The organism is Actinomyces oris (genome assembly GCF_001553935.1).
GTDB classification, from domain to species: domain Bacteria; phylum Actinomycetota; class Actinomycetes; order Actinomycetales; family Actinomycetaceae; genus Actinomyces; species Actinomyces oris_A.
In genome coordinates, this window is sequence record NZ_CP014232.1 from 1,227,403 (window position 1) to 1,246,747 (window position 19,345).

The 19,345-nt window shown below is 69.5% G+C and carries 14 protein-coding genes and 1 tRNA gene; 3 read left to right on the plus strand and 12 right to left on the minus strand.

The window, feature by feature from the left end; genetic code table 11:
* Positions 1–15: 15 nt before the first annotated feature.
* Positions 16–1,572 carry a DUF4832 domain-containing protein gene (locus AXE84_RS05150; RefSeq protein ID WP_060957093.1) on the minus strand — a complete coding sequence of 519 codons (1,557 nt, stop codon included), beginning with the start codon at positions 1,570–1,572 and terminating at the stop codon, positions 16–18.
* Positions 1,573–1,843: 271 nt separating this feature from the next.
* Here AXE84_RS05150 and serC point away from each other — a divergent pair, with 271 nt between their 5' ends.
* Positions 1,844–2,923, plus strand: coding sequence for a 3-phosphoserine/phosphohydroxythreonine transaminase (gene serC / locus AXE84_RS05155; protein WP_060957094.1), 1,080 nt, complete (start codon positions 1,844–1,846; stop codon positions 2,921–2,923).
* A 66-nt stretch (positions 2,924–2,989) separates the two neighbouring features.
* Positions 2,990–4,180 (plus strand): phosphoglycerate dehydrogenase, encoded by a 1,191-nt coding sequence (locus tag AXE84_RS05160; RefSeq protein ID WP_010612931.1) that lies wholly within the window; start codon positions 2,990–2,992, stop codon positions 4,178–4,180.
* 194 nt (positions 4,181–4,374) lie between these two features.
* On the opposite strand, the gene AXE84_RS05165 is transcribed toward AXE84_RS05160, so the two are convergent.
* From AXE84_RS05165 to AXE84_RS05200, 8 genes are all read right to left on the minus strand, one after another.
* On the minus strand, positions 4,375–5,592 hold the full coding sequence (locus tag AXE84_RS05165; protein WP_060957095.1) for a Fic family protein: 1,218 nt from the start codon (positions 5,590–5,592) through the stop codon (positions 4,375–4,377).
* Between the two features lie 881 nt (positions 5,593–6,473).
* Positions 6,474–8,516, minus strand: a complete 2,043-nt coding sequence (gene pknB / locus AXE84_RS05170) for a Stk1 family PASTA domain-containing Ser/Thr kinase (RefSeq protein ID WP_060957096.1) — start codon at positions 8,514–8,516, stop codon at positions 6,474–6,476.
* Positions 8,513–9,640, minus strand: coding sequence for a serine/threonine-protein kinase (locus AXE84_RS05175; protein ID WP_060957097.1), 1,128 nt, complete (start codon positions 9,638–9,640; stop codon positions 8,513–8,515). Before AXE84_RS05175 ends, pknB begins: the two co-directional genes overlap by 4 nt.
* Positions 9,637–11,139, minus strand: coding sequence for a peptidoglycan D,D-transpeptidase FtsI family protein (locus AXE84_RS05180; protein ID WP_060957098.1), 1,503 nt, complete (start codon positions 11,137–11,139; stop codon positions 9,637–9,639). The genes AXE84_RS05175 and AXE84_RS05180 overlap by 4 nt, the downstream gene beginning before the upstream one ends.
* A complete protein-coding gene (locus AXE84_RS05185; RefSeq protein ID WP_060957099.1) occupies positions 11,136–12,833 on the minus strand; it encodes an FtsW/RodA/SpoVE family cell cycle protein in 1,698 nt (565 codons plus the stop codon). The genes AXE84_RS05180 and AXE84_RS05185 overlap by 4 nt, the downstream gene beginning before the upstream one ends.
* 1 nt (position 12,834) lies before the next feature.
* On the minus strand, positions 12,835–14,265 hold the full coding sequence (locus AXE84_RS05190; RefSeq protein ID WP_060957100.1) for a PP2C family protein-serine/threonine phosphatase: 1,431 nt from the start codon (positions 14,263–14,265) through the stop codon (positions 12,835–12,837).
* Positions 14,262–14,738 (minus strand): FHA domain-containing protein FhaB/FipA, encoded by a 477-nt coding sequence (locus tag AXE84_RS05195; RefSeq protein ID WP_010612937.1) that lies wholly within the window; start codon positions 14,736–14,738, stop codon positions 14,262–14,264. Before AXE84_RS05195 ends, AXE84_RS05190 begins: the two co-directional genes overlap by 4 nt.
* The gene (locus AXE84_RS05200; protein WP_003788601.1) at positions 14,735–15,442 is read right to left on the minus strand and encodes an FhaA domain-containing protein; all 708 of its coding nucleotides are present in this window, start codon (positions 15,440–15,442) and stop codon (positions 14,735–14,737) included. Before AXE84_RS05200 ends, AXE84_RS05195 begins: the two co-directional genes overlap by 4 nt.
* A gap of 257 nt (positions 15,443–15,699) precedes the next feature.
* Between AXE84_RS05200 and AXE84_RS05205 the strand changes: the two genes are divergently transcribed.
* Positions 15,700–15,783, plus strand: a tRNA-Leu gene (locus AXE84_RS05205).
* 93 nt (positions 15,784–15,876) lie between these two features.
* Here AXE84_RS05205 and AXE84_RS05210 read toward each other — a convergent pair.
* From AXE84_RS05210 to AXE84_RS05220, 3 genes are all read right to left on the minus strand, one after another.
* Complete coding sequence (locus tag AXE84_RS05210; RefSeq protein ID WP_236750163.1) at positions 15,877–16,437, minus strand: VanZ family protein; 561 nt, start codon at positions 16,435–16,437, stop codon at positions 15,877–15,879.
* Between the two features lie 88 nt (positions 16,438–16,525).
* Entirely contained in the window at positions 16,526–16,813 is a 288-nt protein-coding gene (locus AXE84_RS05215) for a YbdD/YjiX family protein (RefSeq protein WP_060957101.1), read from the minus strand.
* The gene (locus AXE84_RS05220) at positions 16,810–19,200 is read right to left on the minus strand and encodes a carbon starvation CstA family protein (protein ID WP_060957102.1); all 2,391 of its coding nucleotides are present in this window, start codon (positions 19,198–19,200) and stop codon (positions 16,810–16,812) included. The genes AXE84_RS05215 and AXE84_RS05220 overlap by 4 nt, the downstream gene beginning before the upstream one ends.
* Positions 19,201–19,345: the final 145 nt, after the last annotated feature.

The window sequence follows — 19,345 nt, forward strand, 5'->3', positions numbered from 1 at the left end:
GCCGTCGGGCCCGGCCTACTTGGTGGGGGCGCGGCCCAGGGTGAGGTAGCCGGGAAGCGTCTGGTCCTGGCCGGCGCTGGAGAAGCGCAGCGGCTGGCCTGAGTCGAGCGGGTTGACCACGCGCACCAGGATCGTGTTCTCCCCGGCCGGGTCCGCCGGGAGCTGCCCGGAGAAGGTCTGGGTCTTGCCGACCGCGACCTTGCGCAGGTCGCCGCTGAGCGTGGTGCGTCCGACCTCCATGCCGTTGGAGGTGTTGATGGCCACCGCCTCCACGTTCCAGTTGTAGTAGAAGGGCGCCACCCCGTTGTTGGCGATCTGCACCTCGACCTTGCCGTTGCGCATCCGCCAGCGCGCCACCGCCAGGTCGTAGCCGGTCTCGGCGGAGGCCTGCACGGTCCGCTCGCGCTCGGGGCCGTTGAGGGTCGTGGTGAAGGCCCAGTTGTCCACCAACCAGCTCGCGTGCGTGGCCTTGATGGAGGCGTTGATGTCCACCGTTCCTCCGTTGGAGCCCGAGGCCATGCAGCTGCCCGGGTTGCGCACGGAGCACTCCTGGATGCCCGGGTAGACCTCGCCGCCGATGGGGTGCTGCTGCCAGGCCTGGTCCGCCTTGGCCTCCTTCAGCTTCGGCAGGAAGTGCCAGTCGGCGGTGTCCATCGTGGCGTAGCCGAAGGAGTCGTCGTGGTAGCCGACGCCGCGCTTGACCGTCTCCGCGGACGGGTATCGCGCCAGCGTCGGCGTCACCTGGAAGGCGCCGTCCCAGGTGTCGATGAGCGTGTTCTGGTTCGCCGCCGACGGCATCCAGTTCTCGCCGGAGGGGTTCTCCCCGGAGACCTTGCCGTTCATCGGGTAGGTGTGCCCCTCACCCCAGAAGCCCACCAGGCCGTGGGTGATGAAGGCCAGGCGCGGGTCGCCGTCGTACTGCTGGCCCAGGGCCGAGACGAAGCCGGTGAGCATCGACATCATCTCGGGGTCGTTGTAGTCCGGCGCCAGCGACTGGCCCGGTGCGTTGCCGTTGAACGTGTACTCGTGGGTCGGCACCGCGTGGGAGCTCAGCAGATAGGCCGGGATGCCGCTGGGGCGCCCGGGGTAGTCGACGTAGAAGCGCAGCACCGCCTGGTGCCCGCGCGAGGCGATGGCGTTGAGGTGTGCATCGAGTTTGTCCCATGCGTACGAGCCGGGTCCGGTGACGACGTCGCTGACCGGCAGCGTCAGCCACTCCATCGTGTGGGGCGGGGCGTTGTCCTGCAGTGCCGGTGAGTGGGAGGCGTCCGCCGGCGCGAAGGGCATCATGCCCTTGAGCGGGTTGGCCTCCGGGGTGGCCGCCGCGGAGACCTCCGTCCAGGCCCGGTTGCAGTTGCAGGCCCGGAACCCGGTGGCCAGGGACACCACGGCGACCAGCGCCATGAGGATGGCGCCCAGGCGCGGCTTGCGTCCCCTGCGGAGCCGGTCGAGCACCTGGTGTCCCAGGGAGGGCGTGCGATCGGAACCTGGGCCGTGCGATTGCTGCGCGGCCGCCGACGTGGAGCCGGAAGCTGCTGCAGAAATGGTCTCGTCGTGCTGTGAATCGATCATGAAAACTTGTCAGGTAGGGACTTGGGCGTGGGTAAACCCTACCGGCCAGTTGAGCGGTCCACCTGTGCTATCGCTGACAACGTGCTCGGTTGACGGGGTGAAGGGTCTGTGCCACCCGTACTTTTGGAGGACATGAGAATTTCGCGCTGCGCCGCGTTCTGGCCGTGTTCTGGCCGCATTCCGGCAGCGGTTCGGCTGCGGGCCGGCGTCGGCGGGCGTCGCTATGCGGGACGAGATTGCCGCTGCGCGTATAAGCGGCAATGATGACTCCGTGCGCGTCTTCAATTTCTCCGCCGGTCCCGCCCAGCTCCCTCTGCCCGTCCTCGAACAGGCCGCCTCCGAGCTCACCAGCTGGGGCGGATCGGGAATGTCCGTCCTGGAGGTCTCCCACCGCGGAGCCGACTTCGTGGCCTGCGCGGCCGACGCCGAGGCCACCCTGCGCCGCCTCCTGTCCGTTCCCGAGGGCTACCGTGTGCTCTTCCTTCAGGGCGGGGCCAGTGCCCAGTTCGCCGGCATTCCCCTCAACCTGACCGCCCCCGGCGATACGGTCGCCTACCTCAACACCGGCCAGTGGTCCGCCAAGGCCATCAAGCAGGCCGGAGCCTACGAGCTCGACGTCGTCGTGCCGGCCGACGAGGCCGCCTCCTCTTACACGACCACCCCCGAGCCCGGCTCCTTCACGGTGCCCGAGACCGCCCGCTACCTGCACTACACGCCCAACGAGACCATCGGCGGCGTCGAGTTCGACTACGTGCCCGAGGCCGGCGAGGTCCCGCTGGTGGCCGACTTCTCCTCCACGATCCTCTCGAGGCCCATCGACGTCTCCCGCTACGGCCTCATCTACGCCGGGGCTCAGAAGAACATGGGGCCCTCGGGCCTGGCCGTCGTCATCGTGCGCGAGGACCTGCTGGGGCGGGCCCGCCCGGTGACCCCCACCGTCCTGGACTACCAGAAGATGGCCGACGCCGACTCCATGCTCAACACGCCCCCCACCTTCGCCATCTACCTGCTGGGGCTCATCGGCCACTGGATCGAGGACGGCGGCGGCCTGGAGGCAATGGCCGAGCGCAACCGCGCCAAGGCCGAGCTCCTCTACGGCTACATCGACTCCTCCGACTTCTACGCCAACCCCGTTCAGGAGCGCTCGCGGTCCTGGATGAACGTGCCCTTCACCCTGGCCGACCCCGCCCGCGACGCCGACTTCCTGGCCGGCGCCGAGGCCGCCGGGCTCACCAACCTCAAGGGGCACCGCTCCGTGGGCGGCATGCGCGCCTCCATCTACAACGCCATGCCGATTGAGGGCGTGCGCGCCCTCATCGACTACATGACCGACTTCGCCGCCCGGGCCTGAGCGCCCGCCGGCCCGCCGGCCCCTGCCACAACCTTCCCCCCGGACCGCTCTGCAGAAAGTACTTCCGTGACCACCAGCAGCGTTGACCACAAGTTCCGCATCCGCACCCTCAACGCCATCTCCGGTGCTGGCCTGTCCCGCCTGCCCGACGAGCTCTACGAGGTCGGCGGCTCCGTGGAGGAGCCCGACGCCCTGCTGGTGCGTTCGACCAAGCTCCACGACACCCCCATCGAGGACTCGGTCCTGGCCGTGGCCCGGGCCGGCGCCGGCACGAACAACATCCCGGTCGAGGCGCTCACCGAGCGCGGCGTGCCCGTGTTCAACACTCCCGGCGCCAACGCCAACGCCGTCAAGGAGCTGGTCCTGGCGGGACTGTTCATCGCCTCGCGCAACCTCATCCCGGCGGCCCGCTTCGCCCACACCCTCGAGGGCGACGACGCCGAGATCGCCAAGGCCGTCGAGGCCGGCAAGAAGCAGTTCGTCGGATTCGAGCTGCCCGGTCGCACGCTCGGCGTCATCGGCCTGGGGGCCATCGGTGTGCAGGTGGCCAACGCCGCCCTGGGGCTGGGGCTCAACGTCGTCGGCTTCGACCCGGGTATCTCCGTGGAGCACGCCTGGCACCTGAGCGCCGAGGTCGAGCGGGCTGACTCCATGGAGGAGGTCTTCCGCCGCGCCGACATCCTCACCGTTCACGTGCCCCTCATCCCCGCCACCCGCGGACTGGTGAGCACCCAGCGCCTGGCCCTCATGAAGGAGACCGCGGTGCTGCTCAACTTCGCGCGCGCCGAGATCGTCGACACCGACGCCGTCGTGGCCGCCCTGGACGAGGGCACGCTGCGCGGCTACGTGTGCGACTTCCCCTCCACGCAGGTCCACAAGCACCCCAAGTGCATTTCCCTGCCCCACCTGGGCGCCTCCACCAAGGAGGCCGAGCGCAACTGCGCCATCATGGCCGCCGACTCCCTGCGAGGCTTCCTCGAGGACGGGCAGGTCCACAACTCGGTCAACTTCCCCGAGGCCGTCATGACGCGTCAGGAGGGCACGCACCGGCTCGTCATCGTCAACCGCAACGTGCCCAACATGGTCGGCCAGGTCTCCACGATCGTGGCCCAGCACGGGCAGAACATTGCCAACCTGCTCAACAAGTCGCGCGGCGAGCTGGCGGTGACGCTGGTCGACGTCGAGGGCGAGATCGAGCCCAAGGTCCTGGAGGAGCTGCGCGCGATCGACGGCGTGCTGTCCGCGCGCGGCATCTGAGCCGGGGGCCCCGCGCTGCCGGGGGCATATCTGCACGGCCGAGGACATCCTGCGCGTGCGGGGACATTTCTGTGCGGCCGGGGGCATTCGACGCCGTCGGGGACAGCATTCCCGTCCCCAGACGCGCAGGATGGCCCTGGCCGGAAGGACACGCACCCGGCCGCGCGGAATGTCCCCGCCGTGACGACGTCCTGTCACATGTCCGTGGGAGCCTGCCGGTGCCCGAGTCCCTCGGCCACCTCGTCCATGAGGTCCAGGACGTCCTGAGCCCTCCAGGCTCGGCGGCCCCGGGAGACCTGGTATCCCCGAACGACACCAGCGGTCTCCAGACGCTCCAGCGCGCGCCGCGCCGCCTGCTCCGAGACTCCTGCTGCGTTGGCAGCCCCGCGAACATCCGTCACCGGCTGGGAGACCAGATGGCGTACGAGGTCACGGTCGGGGGTCCCAGCACGGGAGGACACACGATCCTGCATCTGCCTGTGCACGTCGTCGAGCTCCCGGCTCGCCCAGGCCCCGAGCTCCGCGGCGCGCTGCGCCGCATCGATGAACAGCTCGACCACCGCCAGCGGCGCCCCTGCTCGGTACTTGTCCAGGGCTCGGAAGTAGGTCCCTACATCGGTCAGGAGGATCGCCGACAGCGGCAGTGGTGCGTTGAGGCACAGTCCTTCCCCCGACAGGATGACGTGAATCAGCGCCCGCCCGGTGCGGCCGTTGCCGTCCGCGAAAGGATGGATCGTCTCCAGCTGGGCGTGCGCCAGCGCCGCCTTGGTCAAGGGCGGCAGGTCCGAGCGCCGTAAGAAGGAGAGCAGATCCTCCAGTGCGCTCGGCACTCGTTCATGGTGAGGCGGGACGAACATGGCGCCTGCCGGGGATAGGTCCGAGCCACCGATCCATACCGGCTCTTGCCGGAGCCGGCCCGCGATGGTTGGGGCCGAGTCCCCCAGCAGGGCCTGATGCATGGACAGCAGGGAGCTGAGGCCCAGGGGCCAGGGTGCTGCGGTGGCCGCCTCCATCGTTCGGGTGTTGGCCACGATGAGGGCGGCGTTTCCACTGCTGCGGTCGCCGCCGAAGGTCTCCTCCTCCACGATGCGGCGTGCCGACGACGTCAGGCGCTCAATGCGCGAGGACGCGCTCGACTCGCTGCGCAGAAGCAGGGGTGTGAAGGGAAGCAGGGTGCAGGCCGCCGTCGTATCGAAGCGCGTGATGGCGGACACTGCTGCCGCTTCACGTGCCATGACCTCGGTGGGGAGCTCGATGGCGGCGTCGGCGATATTCGGTACGACGGCCGAGTCGTAGGTGCGTGGCAGACGAGAGCGCTGCCGAGCGCTGAGAGCAGCGCCGTCCCGGGGGCGCCAGGGCAGGGTCTCCCAGGTCACGCGCGGCCATGAGGCAGCTGCGGCTGCATCATCCATTTCTGACACCCCCGGTCGATCTGATGACAGTTCACCACCATAAGTGTCAACAGAATGCGTGTCGAGTCTTGTGCGTACTGAGGCCGGGGCACATCCTGCGCGTGCGGGGACATTTCTGTGCGGCCGGGGACATTCTCTTTCGGCGGGGGACGTCTCGCGCGTGCGGGGACGGGATTGCTGTCCCCGACGGCGTCGAATGCCCCCGCCCGGAAGGACACGCACCCGGCCGCGCGCAATGTCCCCGTCGGTGGTGACGGCCTGCCGGATGGAGGTGCCCCGAGTTCGAGGACGCACCTGAGGGCTCCCGGTCTGTGCCCGCAGGGGCCGTGCTCGTGGCCTCAGGTGCGTCCTCGACGACGTGCGGCTCACCTGTCTGTGCACAAGGAGTGACAGGGCAACGGGTGGGGTGCGCCGGCGACGGATCCAGGGCTCGGCTGTCCGCACGCATGGAATGACGGGGGGCGTGGCCGCGACGGACTTTGGGACCGGTTGCCCGCACGAGGCGTTGCAGGACAACGATAAGGTGCGTCCGTGACAGGCCCCTGGGGTCAGCTACTCCCACGCAAGGAGTGGCAGAGGGACGGCAGGGTGCGCCGGCGAGGGACCCCGGGTAGTTGCCCGCACGAGGCCTTGCAGGACAACGGCGAGGTGCGTCCGTGACGGACCTTGGGGTCGGTTGTCAGCGCGAGGCACGGTAGGACGGTGACAGCGGGGCCGTCCTCACGCGCCGGGCCGGCCACGCCCCCGGGCCGATGTTGATCGTCGCAACACGACTCCATCGAAAGGACATGGTCGGTGTCCCAGGCCAGGAAAGCCTGGGGACCGACCAGTCACCTGAGCGAAGGGATCAACCAGAGCGTGGCGCCTGAACCTCCAGGCGCTCAGTTGACGCCTCCGCCTCCGCCGCCAGGATTGGGGTTGCCCGGTTGCTGGTTGTCGCCGCCTCCGCCGTCCTTACCGCTGGAGACCGTGAGGTTAACGGTCGAACCGGCGGGCACTTGGTCTCCGGCCTTCGGGCTCGTACCGATGACCTTACCGGCGTCCACCTTGTCAGAGGACTTGTAGTCCACGGTGACGTTGAGTCCGAGCTTCTGCAGTTCGGCAGTTGCCTCCTCGACGGTCTTGCCGTTGAGGTTCTTGGGAATCGTCACGGGACCGTTCGGCGCCTGCGTGGCCGCGCCGCTGGAGAAGTGCACGGTGATTGTGTCTCCCGAGGAGGCGCTGGAGCCCGCGGCCGGGTCGGAGGAGACGGCCTTGCCGCGCTCGACCTCCGCCGAGGCGACGTCGTCGCCCTTCTTGAACTGCAGGCCGGCGTCCTCAATGGTCTTCTTCGCCGTGGCCTCGTCCTGACCGGAGACGTCGGGGACGGAGGTATTGCCGGTGGAGAGCACCAGGTCCACCGTGGTGCCGCGCGCAACGGAGTTCCCCGCCGGCGGGTTGGTGTAGATGACCCGGTCCTTGGCGACCGTGGCGGAGTCCTCCTGAGAGGTGTTTCCGCCCTCGAGCCCGGCGTCCTTGAGGGCCTTGCGGGCGTCCTCCTGGGTCTTGCCGGTCAGGTCGGGAACCTTGACCATGGCGGATCCGGTGGAGAAGTGGACGGTGACGGTGGAGTTCGGCTCGACCTTCGTGCCCTTGCCCGGGTCGGAGGAGACGGCCAGGCCCGCGCTGACCTCCTCGTTGGCGACCTCGTCCTTGGCGAACTTCAGGCCGGCGCCCTCGATGGTCTTCCTGGCCGATTCCTCGTCCTGACCGGAGGTGTCGGGGACCTCCACCTTGCTGATGGTGGGGCTCGGCGTCGGGGTCGGGTGAGAGTCGAAGGCCCCGGAGGCCCACAGCCCGCTGGCGACGGCCAGGGCCATGAACAGCAGGAACACGAGGATCCAGACCCAGGCGTGGCTCTTGGGCTTCTCCTCGGGCTCCTCGGCCTCCTTGGCCGCCTGCATCGGAGAGGGCTCGGAGGCCACCTGGGCGAAGGTGGAGGTGGGCTGAACCGGCTCGGCCTCCGGTGAGGCCATGACCGAGGTGGCCGGGGACCAGGAGTCGGCGGCCGGCGCGGCCACGGACAGGCCTCGGACGGCCGCCTGCAGGTCGGCGCGCATGTGGGCGGCGTCCTGGTAGCGGTCCTCGCGGCTCTTAGCCAGCGACTTGAGGATCACCCGGTCCAGGGACTCGGGCACATCGGCCGCCAGGGACGAGGGGCGCTTGGGGATCTCCCGCACGTGCTGGTAGGCGATGGCCACGGCGGAGTCGCCCTGGAAAGGCGGCTGGCCGGTGAGCAGCTCGTAGAGAAGACAGCCGGTGGAGTACAGGTCCGAGCGGGCGTCCACGGACTCGCCGCGAGCCTGCTCCGGGGAGAGGTACTGGGCGGTGCCCACCACCGTGTGGGTCTGGGTGACCGTGGAGGCGGAGTCCTCAATGGCCCGCGCGATGCCGAAGTCCATGACCTTCACCGCGCCGGTGGAGGTCAGCATGATGTTTCCGGGCTTGATGTCACGGTGGACGATCCCCACCCGGTGGGAGTACTCCAGGGCGTCCAGGACTCCGGAGACGATCTCCGCCGCCTCCGCGATCGGGACGGCCTCGCCCTCGCTGAGGAGCTCACGCACCGTGTGCCCCTCGACGTACTCCATGACGATGTAGGGAACGGTACGGCTGGCGCCACCGGGCTGGAGGAGCTCCTCCTCCCCGGAGTCGTAGACGGCGACGACGGCGGGGTGGTTGAGGGCCGCCGCGGACTGGGCCTCTCGGCGGAAGCGGGCCTGGAAGGTGGGGTCGCCGGCGATGTCCGAACGCAGCAGCTTGATGGCCACGACCCGCGACAGGCGAGTGTCGTAGCCGAGGTGCACCTCTGCCATACCACCACGTCCGATGAGGTCGCGGATCTCGTAACGGCCCGCGAGGACCTGGGGGAACTGACTGGTCACAGTACCTCCTTGACAGGGATGCTCAGCATCAAGGCTGGCATGACCTGATGCGCATGGGCAAGCGTACCCGTGCTGTGCAGGGTGATGAGCGCGAGCGCCGGGATGACGACCCTCAGCGTCAGCAGGTTGAGGCCAAGGAAGGAGCGCCCTGAGGCGTGCCGGGCGGTGCGCGACGGCGTCGGCTCCTCGGCCGCGTGACGGCCGGGACGCACGGTGGCCGGCCGGGGCAGCTCACGGGTCTGCGGGCCACGGCGACCGGTGGCCTCCCAGCTGAGCGCCTCACGGGGATCCCACGCGTCCGTGGGGAGGTTCACCACCGCCCGGTCCAGGGCGCGGGCCACCTCGCGGGCGGAGTGCGGCCGGTCGGAGGGCTTCTTGGCGAGCAGCTTGAGGATGATGGCCTGGACCTGGGGCGGGACGGCGTCGGGGAGGGCGGGCACCTCCTCGTTGACGTGCGCGAAGGCGATATCGACCTGGGTGGCTCCGCTGAAGGGGCGTCGCCCCACCAGGGCCTCGTAGGCGATGATGCCCAGCCCGTAGAGGTCGCCGGCCGGGGTGGCCATGTTCCCCATGGCCTGCTCGGGGGCGAGGTACTGGGCGGTGCCCATGACCATGCCGGAGGCCGTCAGGGGGCGCTGGTTGATGCCGGTGGAGATGCCGAAGTCGGTGAGCTTGGCCAGGCCCTCGCGGTTGATGAGGATGTTGGAGGGCTTGACGTCCCGGTGGACGACGCCGGAGTCGTGGACGACCTGCAGGGCGCGGGCCACCTGCGCCAGGACCGGCAGGATCTCCGCGGGTGACAGGGTCCCCTTCTCGGCGATGATGTCGGACAGGGCGCGCCCCTGGACGAGCTCCATGATGAGCCAGCCGGTCCCGTCCTTCTCCCCGGAGTCCAGGACGACGGCGAGGTTCGGGTGGCGTAGCCCCTTGGAGTTCTTGGCCTCCGCACGCAGGCGGGACAGGAAGATCTCGTCACCGGTCAGCTCGGGGCGCAGGATCTTGGCGGCCACGGCACGTCCCGAGCGCAGGTCGGTGGCGCGCCACACCTGGCCCATGCCGCCCAGAGCGATCTGCTCGACCAGCTCGTAGCGGCCCTGGAGCTGGAGCCCGGCAACAGGTTTCACTGGTTCACCGCCGCATCGATGACCTGGGCGGCGACGGGGCCGGCGACCTTGCCGCCGGTGGCGCCGTCCTCGGTCTCGGCATTGCCGTCGAGCACGACGGCCAGGGCGATCTCAGGCTTGTCGATGTCGGTGCCGGCGAAGCCCACGAACCAGGTGGTGGGGCCGCTGTCGGTGCCGGTCTCGGCGGTACCGGTCTTGCCGGCGACCTGGACCCCGCTGACCTGGGCGCTGGTGCCCGTGCCGGTGGCCACGGCCTCCTGCATGAGGGAGGACAGGGAGGAGGCGGTGGCCGAGTCGATCGGGGTGCGGGCCACCTTCGTGGAGGTGGAGCTGACCTCGTTGAGGTCGGGGTCCAGGATGCGCGAGACCAGGTAGGGGGTCATCTGCTCGCCCTTGTTGGCCACGGTGGCGGCCACCATCGCCATCATGAGCGGGGTCGCCTGCACCGAGGCCTGACCGATGCCGGCCATGGCGGTCTGCGCCTGGGAGTCGTTGTGCGGGTAGGTCGACGGCGTGACCTTCAGCGGGATGGACAGGTCGGAGTCGAAGCCCCAGTTCTTCGCCTCCTTGGAGAGCTCCTCCTCACCGACGTTCATGGCCAGCTGGGCGAAGGGGGTGTTGCAGGACTCGGCGAAGGCTTTGGAGAAGGTGGTCCGACCGCCGCCGCAGGACTCCCCGCCGTAGTTCTCCAGGGAGTGGCTGGTGCCCGGCAGGGTGATGGTGTCGGGGGCGTCGACCTCCTGATCCGGGGTGATCTTGCCGGTGCGCAGCGCCGCCGCCGTGGTGAGGATCTTGAAGGTCGACCCCGGCGGGTAGCGGTTGCCGGCGATGGCCCGGTTGTCCAGGGGGCGGGAGGAGTCCTGGCTGAGAGTCGTGTTGGCCTCGTTGGCGGCGTTCCCGTTGCGGGTCGCGAAGGCCGAGGGGTCGTAGGAGGGGGTGGAGACCAGGGCGAGGATGGCCCCGGTCTTGGGGTCCAGGGCCACGACGGCGCCCTCGCGGCCGCCCAGGGCGTCGTAGGCGGCCTGCTGGATCTCGGGCTTGATGGTCAGCTCCACGGCCCCGCCCCGCTGGGAGTCACCGGTGATGAGGGTCTTGATCCGGGAGGAGAACAGGGAGGGGTCGTCCCCGTTGAGCACGGAGTTGCCCTCCTTCTCCATGCCGGTCATGGAGGCGAAGGCGGGCGAGAAGTACCCGGTCACCGGGGCGTAGAGCGGCCCGTTGGCGTAGATGCGCTGGTAGTCCTCAGAGCCCTGACCGTCGTCGGACTTCTGGGTGCTGGCGATCGTGGTACCGCCGGCCAGGAGGATCGGGCCCCGCTCGGTGTCGAAGTTGCGGCTGACGGTGCGGCGGTTGCGCGGATCGGAGTTGAGGGCCCCGTTGGCCGACCACGACTCCCACACGGACGGACGGGCCAGGCCCTGGACGCTCGTGACGGACAGGGCCAGCGTGGCGAACATGACCAGCACCAGGAAGGCGACCTGACGGATCTGTCGGTTCATGGCAGCTGCCTCCTGTCAGAGTCCTCAGTGAAGCCCGGGGCCCGCGATGAGCGCAGGGTCGCCCCGTCCGGTGCGGTGTGCGGCGGAGGCGGCGCCTCCGGGCTGACGGCGACGGCGGGGCGGGCGTCATCCGCCAGGTCGCCGAAGCCGGGTGCGGGCGATGGGGACGCGTAGCCCCCGGCGTCGGCAGGTGTCGTTCCGGTGGGCGCGTCGCCGGCGGCCTCCGGCGTCGTCTCCTCGGCTCCGGCGTCCTGGACCCGACGGCGCAGGGACAGCGGCAGCTCGGCGGTGTCGATGATCCGCGGCGCGTGGGTGGCCGGACGCCGGGCGGCGTCGGACAGGCGCAGCAGAAGGGCCAGGATGATCCAGTTGGCGATGAGCGAGGAGCCACCGTAGGCCAGGAAGGGCAGGGTCAGTCCCGTCAGCGGAATGAGCCGGGTGACGCCGCCGATGACCACGAAGATCTGCAGGGCGATGGCGAAGGACAGGCCCACGGCCAGGAGCTTGCCGAAGCCGTCGCGCAGCGAGACCGCCGTGCGCAGTCCCCGCTGGATGAGCACGAGGTAGAGCACGAGGAGGACGAGCGTGCCGGTCAGGCCCAGCTCCTCACCCAGTGAGGCGAAGATGAAGTCGGAGTTGGCGAAGGTGACCAGGGTCGGTGAGCCCTTGCCCCAGCCGGCGCCCATGAGCCCGCCGGTGGACATCCCGAACATGCCCGTCAGCAGCTGCCAGGAACCGCCGGCGGCGTTGTACACGGCGTCATCGGTGGCGTGGAGCCAGCCGTTGATGCGCTGCTGGACGTGGTGGAGGTGCGTGGCCGCGAACCAGGCCGCTGGGAGGAACAGGGCGGCGCCGATGAGCAGCCAGGAGGGCCGGTCGGTAGCCACGTACAGGACGACGACGAACAGGCCGAACAGCAGCACCGAGGAGCCTAGGTCCTTCTGGAGGACCAGGACGCCGATGCTCACGCCCCACACGATGAACAGGGGGCCCAGGTGCCGGGCGCGCGGCAGGCTCATCCACAGGACCTTGCGACCCGCCAGAGCCAGGTTGTCCCGGTTGGCCACCAGGTAGGAGGCGAAGAAGACCGCCAGCAGCACCTTGGACAGCTCGGCCGGCTGGAAGCTCATCGGTCCGATCCGGATCCAGATGCGGGCGCCGTTGATGCTCTGGCCGATCCCCGGGATGAAGGGCAGGACGAGGAAGACCAGGCCGGACCACATGGCCCAACGGTCCCAGCGCCTCAGACGCCGGTAGTCGCGCAGCAGCAGGAGCGTGGCGGCGAAGAGGATGACGCCCAGCAGCGTCCAGACCAGCTGCTTGGAGCCGACGTAGAACTGCCACTGCTCGTTGACCTCGTAGGCCAGGTCCAGGCGCCGGATCATCGCCAGACCGATCCCGTTGAGCGCCACCGCCGTCGGCAGGAGGACCGGATCGGCCCATGGGGCGGCGTAGCGCACACACAGGTGCATGAGGACGGTCAGGACGAGGAAGGCGATCGCCACGCCCACGGTCTGCGCCGGGGAGGAGCCGGTGCGGTTGAGGGCGGTGAGCACGAAGCCGCCCAGCCCCAGGACCAGGGCGACGCCGAGCAGCGCCGCCTCCGCCCACCGTCCCGAGTACTTCGCGACGCCGGCCGGTTGGATGGTCGCGACGCCCGCGGGGGCGCCCAGGGGGCCGGGAGCAGCAGTCATCTCACCCCTCCTGCCCGGGCTTGGCGGGCTGGGTCGGTGCGGCTGAGGTCGGCGACGGAGCGGCGGAGGGCGGGGAGATGGAGGACGAGGGCTTGGCCGTGGGACTCGAGGTGCCCTGCGGGGTGGCGGCCTGCTTGCGGTAGGAACGGACCGTCTTGTCCACGTAGGTCTCCGCGGCGCTCATCGACGGCTGGGTGACGGTGGCCTGGAGCCGCTCGCGGATGTTGTGGTCGAGGCTTTCCACGGGCAGGTCCGCGTAGGTCTTGACCGAGTGGCTCAGCTTGAGCGGGCCGACGGACTGGGGGATCCCCTGGTAGATGGCGACCTCGCCCTTGTAGGTGGAGACGTAGTAGCGGGTCTGGGTCCAGCGGTAGAACAGGGCGCTGGCACCGACGAGCGTGGCCAGCAGGACGAGGCTGCCCACGAAAACCCGACGGCGATGGCGGCGTCGGGCCTTCTCCTGGGTGGCGGCCTCGGCGGCGATGGCCTCGCTGACCTCGGAGGACTCCTTGGCGGAGGCGGCCTCGGGCTTGTCCTCCAGGGTGGCCATGAGGGCCGCGGCCTTGGCGGCGGGGCTGGCGGCCTCGGGCTCCTGGGCCTTAGCCTGCTCGTCACCGGCACGGTGGGCGGCGGCGGCGCGCTCCTGGGCGAGGCGCTCGGTGGCGGCGCTGCCCACCACCTGCGGGACGGTCTGGGGCTCGGGGTCGTCCTTGACGACGTCGAAGACGACGGCGGTGACGTTGTCCGGTCCGCCGGCGCGCAGGGCCAGGTCGATGAGCTGGTCGGCGGCCTGACCGGGGTCGGCGACGCCGGCCAGGACCTCACCGATGGTCTCGGCGGTCACCGGGCCGCTCAGGCCGTCGGAGCACAGCAGCCAGCGGTCGCCGGGAACGGCCTCGCGGATCGACTCGTCGAGCTGGACCTCGCCCTCGGTGTCCCCCAGGACGCGCAGGAGGACCGAGCGCTGGGGGTGCTGGCGGGCCTGGTCCCGGGTCAGGCGCCCGGTCTCCACGAGGTACTCCACGAAGGTGTGGTCGGTGGTGACCTGGGTGAGGGTGCCGTCGCGCAGCATGTAGGCGCGCGAGTCGCCCACGTGGACCATGGCGAGCTTGTTGCCGCTGCGCATGACGCCGATGCAGGTGGTGCCCAGGCCGGCGAGGTCGGGGTCCTGCGAGGACAGGGTGACGAGCTCGGTGTGGGCGGCCTGGACGGCGTCCCGCATGAGGCCCAGCAGCTCGCCGGCCTGGTGGGAGTCGGCGTCCAGGGGCATGAGGTGCTCGACGGCGACCGCCGAGGCGATGTCTCCGCCCGCAGGTCCGCCCATCCCGTCGCACAGGAGGCACAGGTGGGGGCCGGCGTAGCCCGAGTCCTGGTTGGACTGGCGGACCAGGCCGACGTCGGAGCGTGCGGCGAAGCGCAGGGAGATGGTCATGAGCGCAGCTCCAGCGTCGTTTGGCCGATTCTGACAGGAATGTTCATGGGGAGCTCCACGGCGCCGTGCACGGGGCGGCCGTCCATCATGGTTCCGTTGGTGGATCCGAGGTCCTCCAACCACCAGGCGCCGTCCTTGGGGAAGACGCGGGCGTGGCGCGATGAGGCGTAGGAGTCATCGAGGACCAGGGTGCAGGAGGGGGAGCGGCCGATGATGATCGACGAGGGGCTCAGGGGCACGGTCGAGCCGGCCAGGGGGCCCTCGGTGATGACCAGGCGGGTGGCGCTGCGGCGCCGACCCCTGGGAGGAGGGCCTGAGGGCTGCTCGGAGCCGCCCATGGAGCGTCGACGCGACGGGCCGGCGACGGGGGAGTCGGCCATATCGCGGCGCATGACGCGCACGATGAGGTACAGGAAGAACCACAGCAGGACTAAGTAGCCCAGCCGCAGGATTGTGAAGGCGAGTGCGCTCAACCGTTGACTCCGCTGTTCTGGGTGCCATCCCAGAACAGGATCTGGGTGCGGCCGATGGTGAGGGTGTTGCCGTCCACGAGCGTGACGGCGTCGACCCTCTGGCCCTCGACGAAGGTTCCGTTGGTGGAGCCCAGGTCGCTGGCGATGGCGTTGCCGTGCGTCAGACGGATCTCCAGGTGACGGCGGGAGACGCCGGAGTCGTCGACGATGATGTCCGCCTCAGAGCCACGCCCGATGACGGTGACCGGTCCGGTGAGCAGGTAGCGCTGGCCGTTGATGTCGACGATCGGGTGCGCCGGGGTGGCGGTGGCGGAGGCGGCCGGGGCGGCGGCGCCGCGCCGCGTGGAGGACTCGATCTCGATCGCCGGGGCGTTGGGGTTGTTGTTGACGAGGAAGGAGACCTCGACCGGGCCGACGAAGGAGTAGCCCTGGTCCGCGGCGTGCGAGGTGGCGACCTCCTCCATCTGGCGCACCATCTCGTCCTGACCCCAGGCGGTGATGCGCTCGATGCTCGGCGGGGTGAGGTGGATGCGGAAGATGTTGGGAACCACGGAGCGGTCGCGGGCGAAGGACGCGGCGCGCTTGTCCATGGTCTCGCGGAGCTTCGAGGCGATCTCGATGGGCTCGATGTCGTCCGAGAAACGGGACATGGCGCGGTTCGTGACGTTCTCGACGCCCTTCTCGAACTTGTCCAGGAATCCCATGGACAGTACCTCCCCCAAATATGGTGTGGCGGCCCCCGGGATGGAGCCGGGAGACGGGACTGTCCCGCCTCGCTATGGGCCTGCACGGACCTGCGTGCAGGCCGATACCGTTCCCATCGTAACGGTAGCGAAGCCATCGCAGGGAAGACGGCCCCCTCTGTGTGAGGTAATTGTGTCGTGAGCGGTCTCACGGCCGGATATGGCGGTGAGGATTGGACGTGGGCCGGGATGGCAGGCTAGTCTCATGCTCGCTTCTCGCGCGAGTGGCGGAATTGGTAGACGCGCACGGTTCAGGTCCGTGTGATCTTACGATCATGGGGGTTCGAGTCCCCCCCCGCGCACAGAACGGAAAGGCCCGGACCAGATGGTCCGGGCCTTTCGCTGTCCCCGGTTCCCGTGTCGGCCGCCTTGCTCGGGTCCCGTAGCGGGGCGGCCTACTCGACGGGGGTGGGTTCTACTACCCGCGCGTGCAGGCGGCGCAGCAGGTACCAGGCGGCCAGGGCCCCGGCCCAGGCGCCGACGGCGTTCTGGCCGACATTGGCCAGCGAAGGGCGCCGCTCCAGCATCGGCAGGAGGCTCTGGAGCACCTCGGCGCTCAGCCCGACCACGCAGCCCACCAGCGCCCACATCCACCAGGGGATGTCCCGCCAGCCCGCGACCGCGCAGAAGGTGGCCGGAGCCAGCATCACCAGGTTGAGGACGATGTCCTTGCCCTCGGAGCTGAGGAAAGCCGGCCCCACGGTGTCCTTGAGCTCGGCGACCTCGCGCCCGGAGGGCCACACCACCGCCACGCAGACGATGGCCAGCAGGATGACCGCCGCGACGCGGGCAATCCGCTCGTGAGAGGCGTGGCGCGGCAGGAGGGCCTCAGAGGACCTCGACCCGGAGGCTCTGCCGCCCGACGGCGAAGCGGCCGACGCCGGCGATGTCCCCCAGGAGGTGTCAGGGGACTCGGCGGACGTCAGTGCGTCGGGCGCGGGCTGCTGGGCGGGCACGCTCACGACGCTACCGCCCGCCTTCCGGGAACCCCGGAAGGCGGGCGGTAACGATCGGAGCACATCGGAGTGCGGGAGCGGCCCCGGCTCAGCAGCAGCTGGCGTTGATCTCCGTCTCGGCCTGCTTGGCCCGGGCGCGCCAGAACTCGCGCTCACTCATCGGGCCGTGCCCGGAACCGTGCCCTGGGCTGTGGGCGCCCCCGTGCCCGTGGGGGCACTGCGCGTGCTCGCGGGCGTAGCGCTCCAGGTAGCGGTCGTAGGCGGACTCGCCGGTCATGTCCCGCCACAGGGTGCGGGCCCGGGTCAGGACCTGTCGGACCCGACGTCGGGCGCTGGGTCGATCCGCCGGCTGCGGCGTCGAAGGAGGAGGTGTCATGACTTCTCCGCGTGGGCCTTGTGCGGGATGAGGGCCGGGTCGCCCACCTGCTCGTACTCCCGGGAGACCTTCTTCATGAGCGAGGAGGCGATCATCGTCTCGGGCGCGTAGAAGTTGGACTCCTGGTACGGGTCCTCCGACGTCGTCGTGTCCCGGTTGCGGAGCGTCTGGACGATGCGGATGAGGGCGCAGACCATGACGAAGGCCACCATGACCAGGAAGATGATCGACAGCGTCCCCTGAATCATCGTGTTGCGCACAATAGCCCGGGTCTCCTCGATCTTGGCCGGGTCGGTGAGCGTGCCCAGCTTGGCCACGGCCTCCTGATGCTGCTGGAAGTAGCCCACGAGCGGGTCGCTGGAGAAGATCTTCTGCCATGAGGCCGTGAAGGTCACGGCCGTGTCGAAGACCAGCGGGATCGCGGGGATCCACACCCACTTCGTGTAGCCCTTGCGCACCACCATGACGGTGACCACCAGAAGCGCCACGGCCGCGATGAGCTGGTTGGCGATACCGAACAGCGGGTAGAGCGTCTGGATGCCGCCGCGCGGGTCGGTGACACCCATGAGGAGCAGCGCCCCCCACGAGGCGACGACGACCGCCGTGGTCCCCCAGGCGCCCACGTGCCAGGACGGGTCCTTGAACTTGGGGAAGGCGTTGCCCAGCGCGTCGGAGAGCTGGAAGCGGGCCACGCGGGTGACGGCGTCGACGGCCGAGAGGATGAACAGGGCCTCGAACATGATGGCGAAGTGGTACCAGAAGCCCATCATGGCCCGGCCTCCGCCGATCTGGTGGAGGATGTGGGCGATGCCCACCGACAGGGTGGGGGCGCCGCCGGTGCGCGAGACGACGTTGGGCTCGCCGACGTCGCTGGCCAGGCGCTCCAGGGCCTCGGCACCCGTGTAGGTCTTGGGGTTGCCGTTGTCGTCCCAGGAGTCCCACTTGGGGGTGGGCTTGTGGCCCTGGGCGTCGGTGACGCCGAGGTTGCCGACGGCGACCTCGGCGAGCTTCTCGCAGTGGTGCTCGGGGTCGTCGGTGGTCTTGCAGGGGGCCGCGGCCACCGTCTCGGGGCCGGCGAGCTTATTCATGGTCGCCGTCGAGGTGTTCATGGAGAAGTAGATGCCCGGGCTCAGCGAGACCGCGGCGGCCAGCGCCATGATGGCCACGAAGGACTCCATGAGCATGCCGCCGTAGCCGATCATGCGGACCTGAGTCTCCTTCTCCACCATCTTGGGGCTGGTGCCCGAGGCGACCATGGCGTGCATGCCGGACAGGGCGCCGCAGGCGATGGTGATGAACAGGAAGGGGAAGAGGGTGCCGGCGAAGACCGGGCCCGCGGTGTTGAAGGCGAACTCGGTGACGGCGGACATCTCCACCAGGGGGCGCACGATGATGATGCCCAGGGCCAGGATCGTGATCGTGCCGACCTTCATGAAGGTCGACAGGTAGTCGCGCGGGGTGAGCAGGACCCACACCGGCAGGACCGCGGCCAGGAAGCCGTAGATGATCATGGCCCACACCAGGGTCTTGGGGGACAGGTGCAGGTAGTGGCCCAGGGGTGACTCGGCCACCCAGCGCCCGCCGATGATGACGGCGATGAGCAGGCCGAAGCCGACGAAGGAGACCTGCGTGATCTTGCCGGGCTGGACGAAGCGCAGCCACAGGCCCATCCCGATGGCGATCGGGATGGTCATACCCACCGAGAAGACTCCCCAGGGGGAGGCGGCCAGGGCGTTGACGCAGACCATGGCCAGGACCGCCAGGACGATCATGAGCATGACGAAGACGACGATGGTGGCCACGATGCCGCCGATCCGGCCGATCTCGTCAGTGGCCATCTGGCCCAGGGAGCGGCCGCCGCGGCGCATGGAGAAGAACAGGACGAGCATGTCCTGGACGGCGCCGGCCACGAGCACGCCGATGATGATCCACAGGGTGCCGGGCAGGTAGCCCATCTGGGCGGCCAGGACCGGGCCGACCAGCGGGCCGGCGCCGGCGATGGCCGCGAAGTGGTGGCCGTAGAGGACGACGCGGTGGGTGGGGTCGAAATCGCGCCCGTTGTTGATGCGCTCGGCCGGGGTGGCGTTGGTGTCGTCGGGGCGCATGATGCGCCGCTGGATGTAAAGGGCGTAGAAGCGGTACCCGATCGCGTAGGTGCACACGGCGGTGACCACGAACCAGATGGTGTTGACGTGCTCGCCGCGCACGACCGCCAGCATCCACCACCCCAGGACGCCCAGGGCGGTGATAGCCACCCATGTGGCGATCCGTATGGGTGTCCATCGATTGTCAGGACGTATGCCGACGGGGACGCCGTCGGCGTTGCGGATGATCCGCTTCTCCTCCTCCGGTGAGTAGGTCGGCAGAGAGGCTTCTGTCTGGGGCATCGGGATTCCGTTCTCGTCGTCGAGAAAAGGTGTGACGTCATCGTCTGCGGTGACTCTCCCAGGGTATTCCTCCTGGTGGCGGAAAGGAAGCAATCGTGAGACCAACGGCGGGGCGTTCGTTTCTCAACCTTGATATCAGCACCAT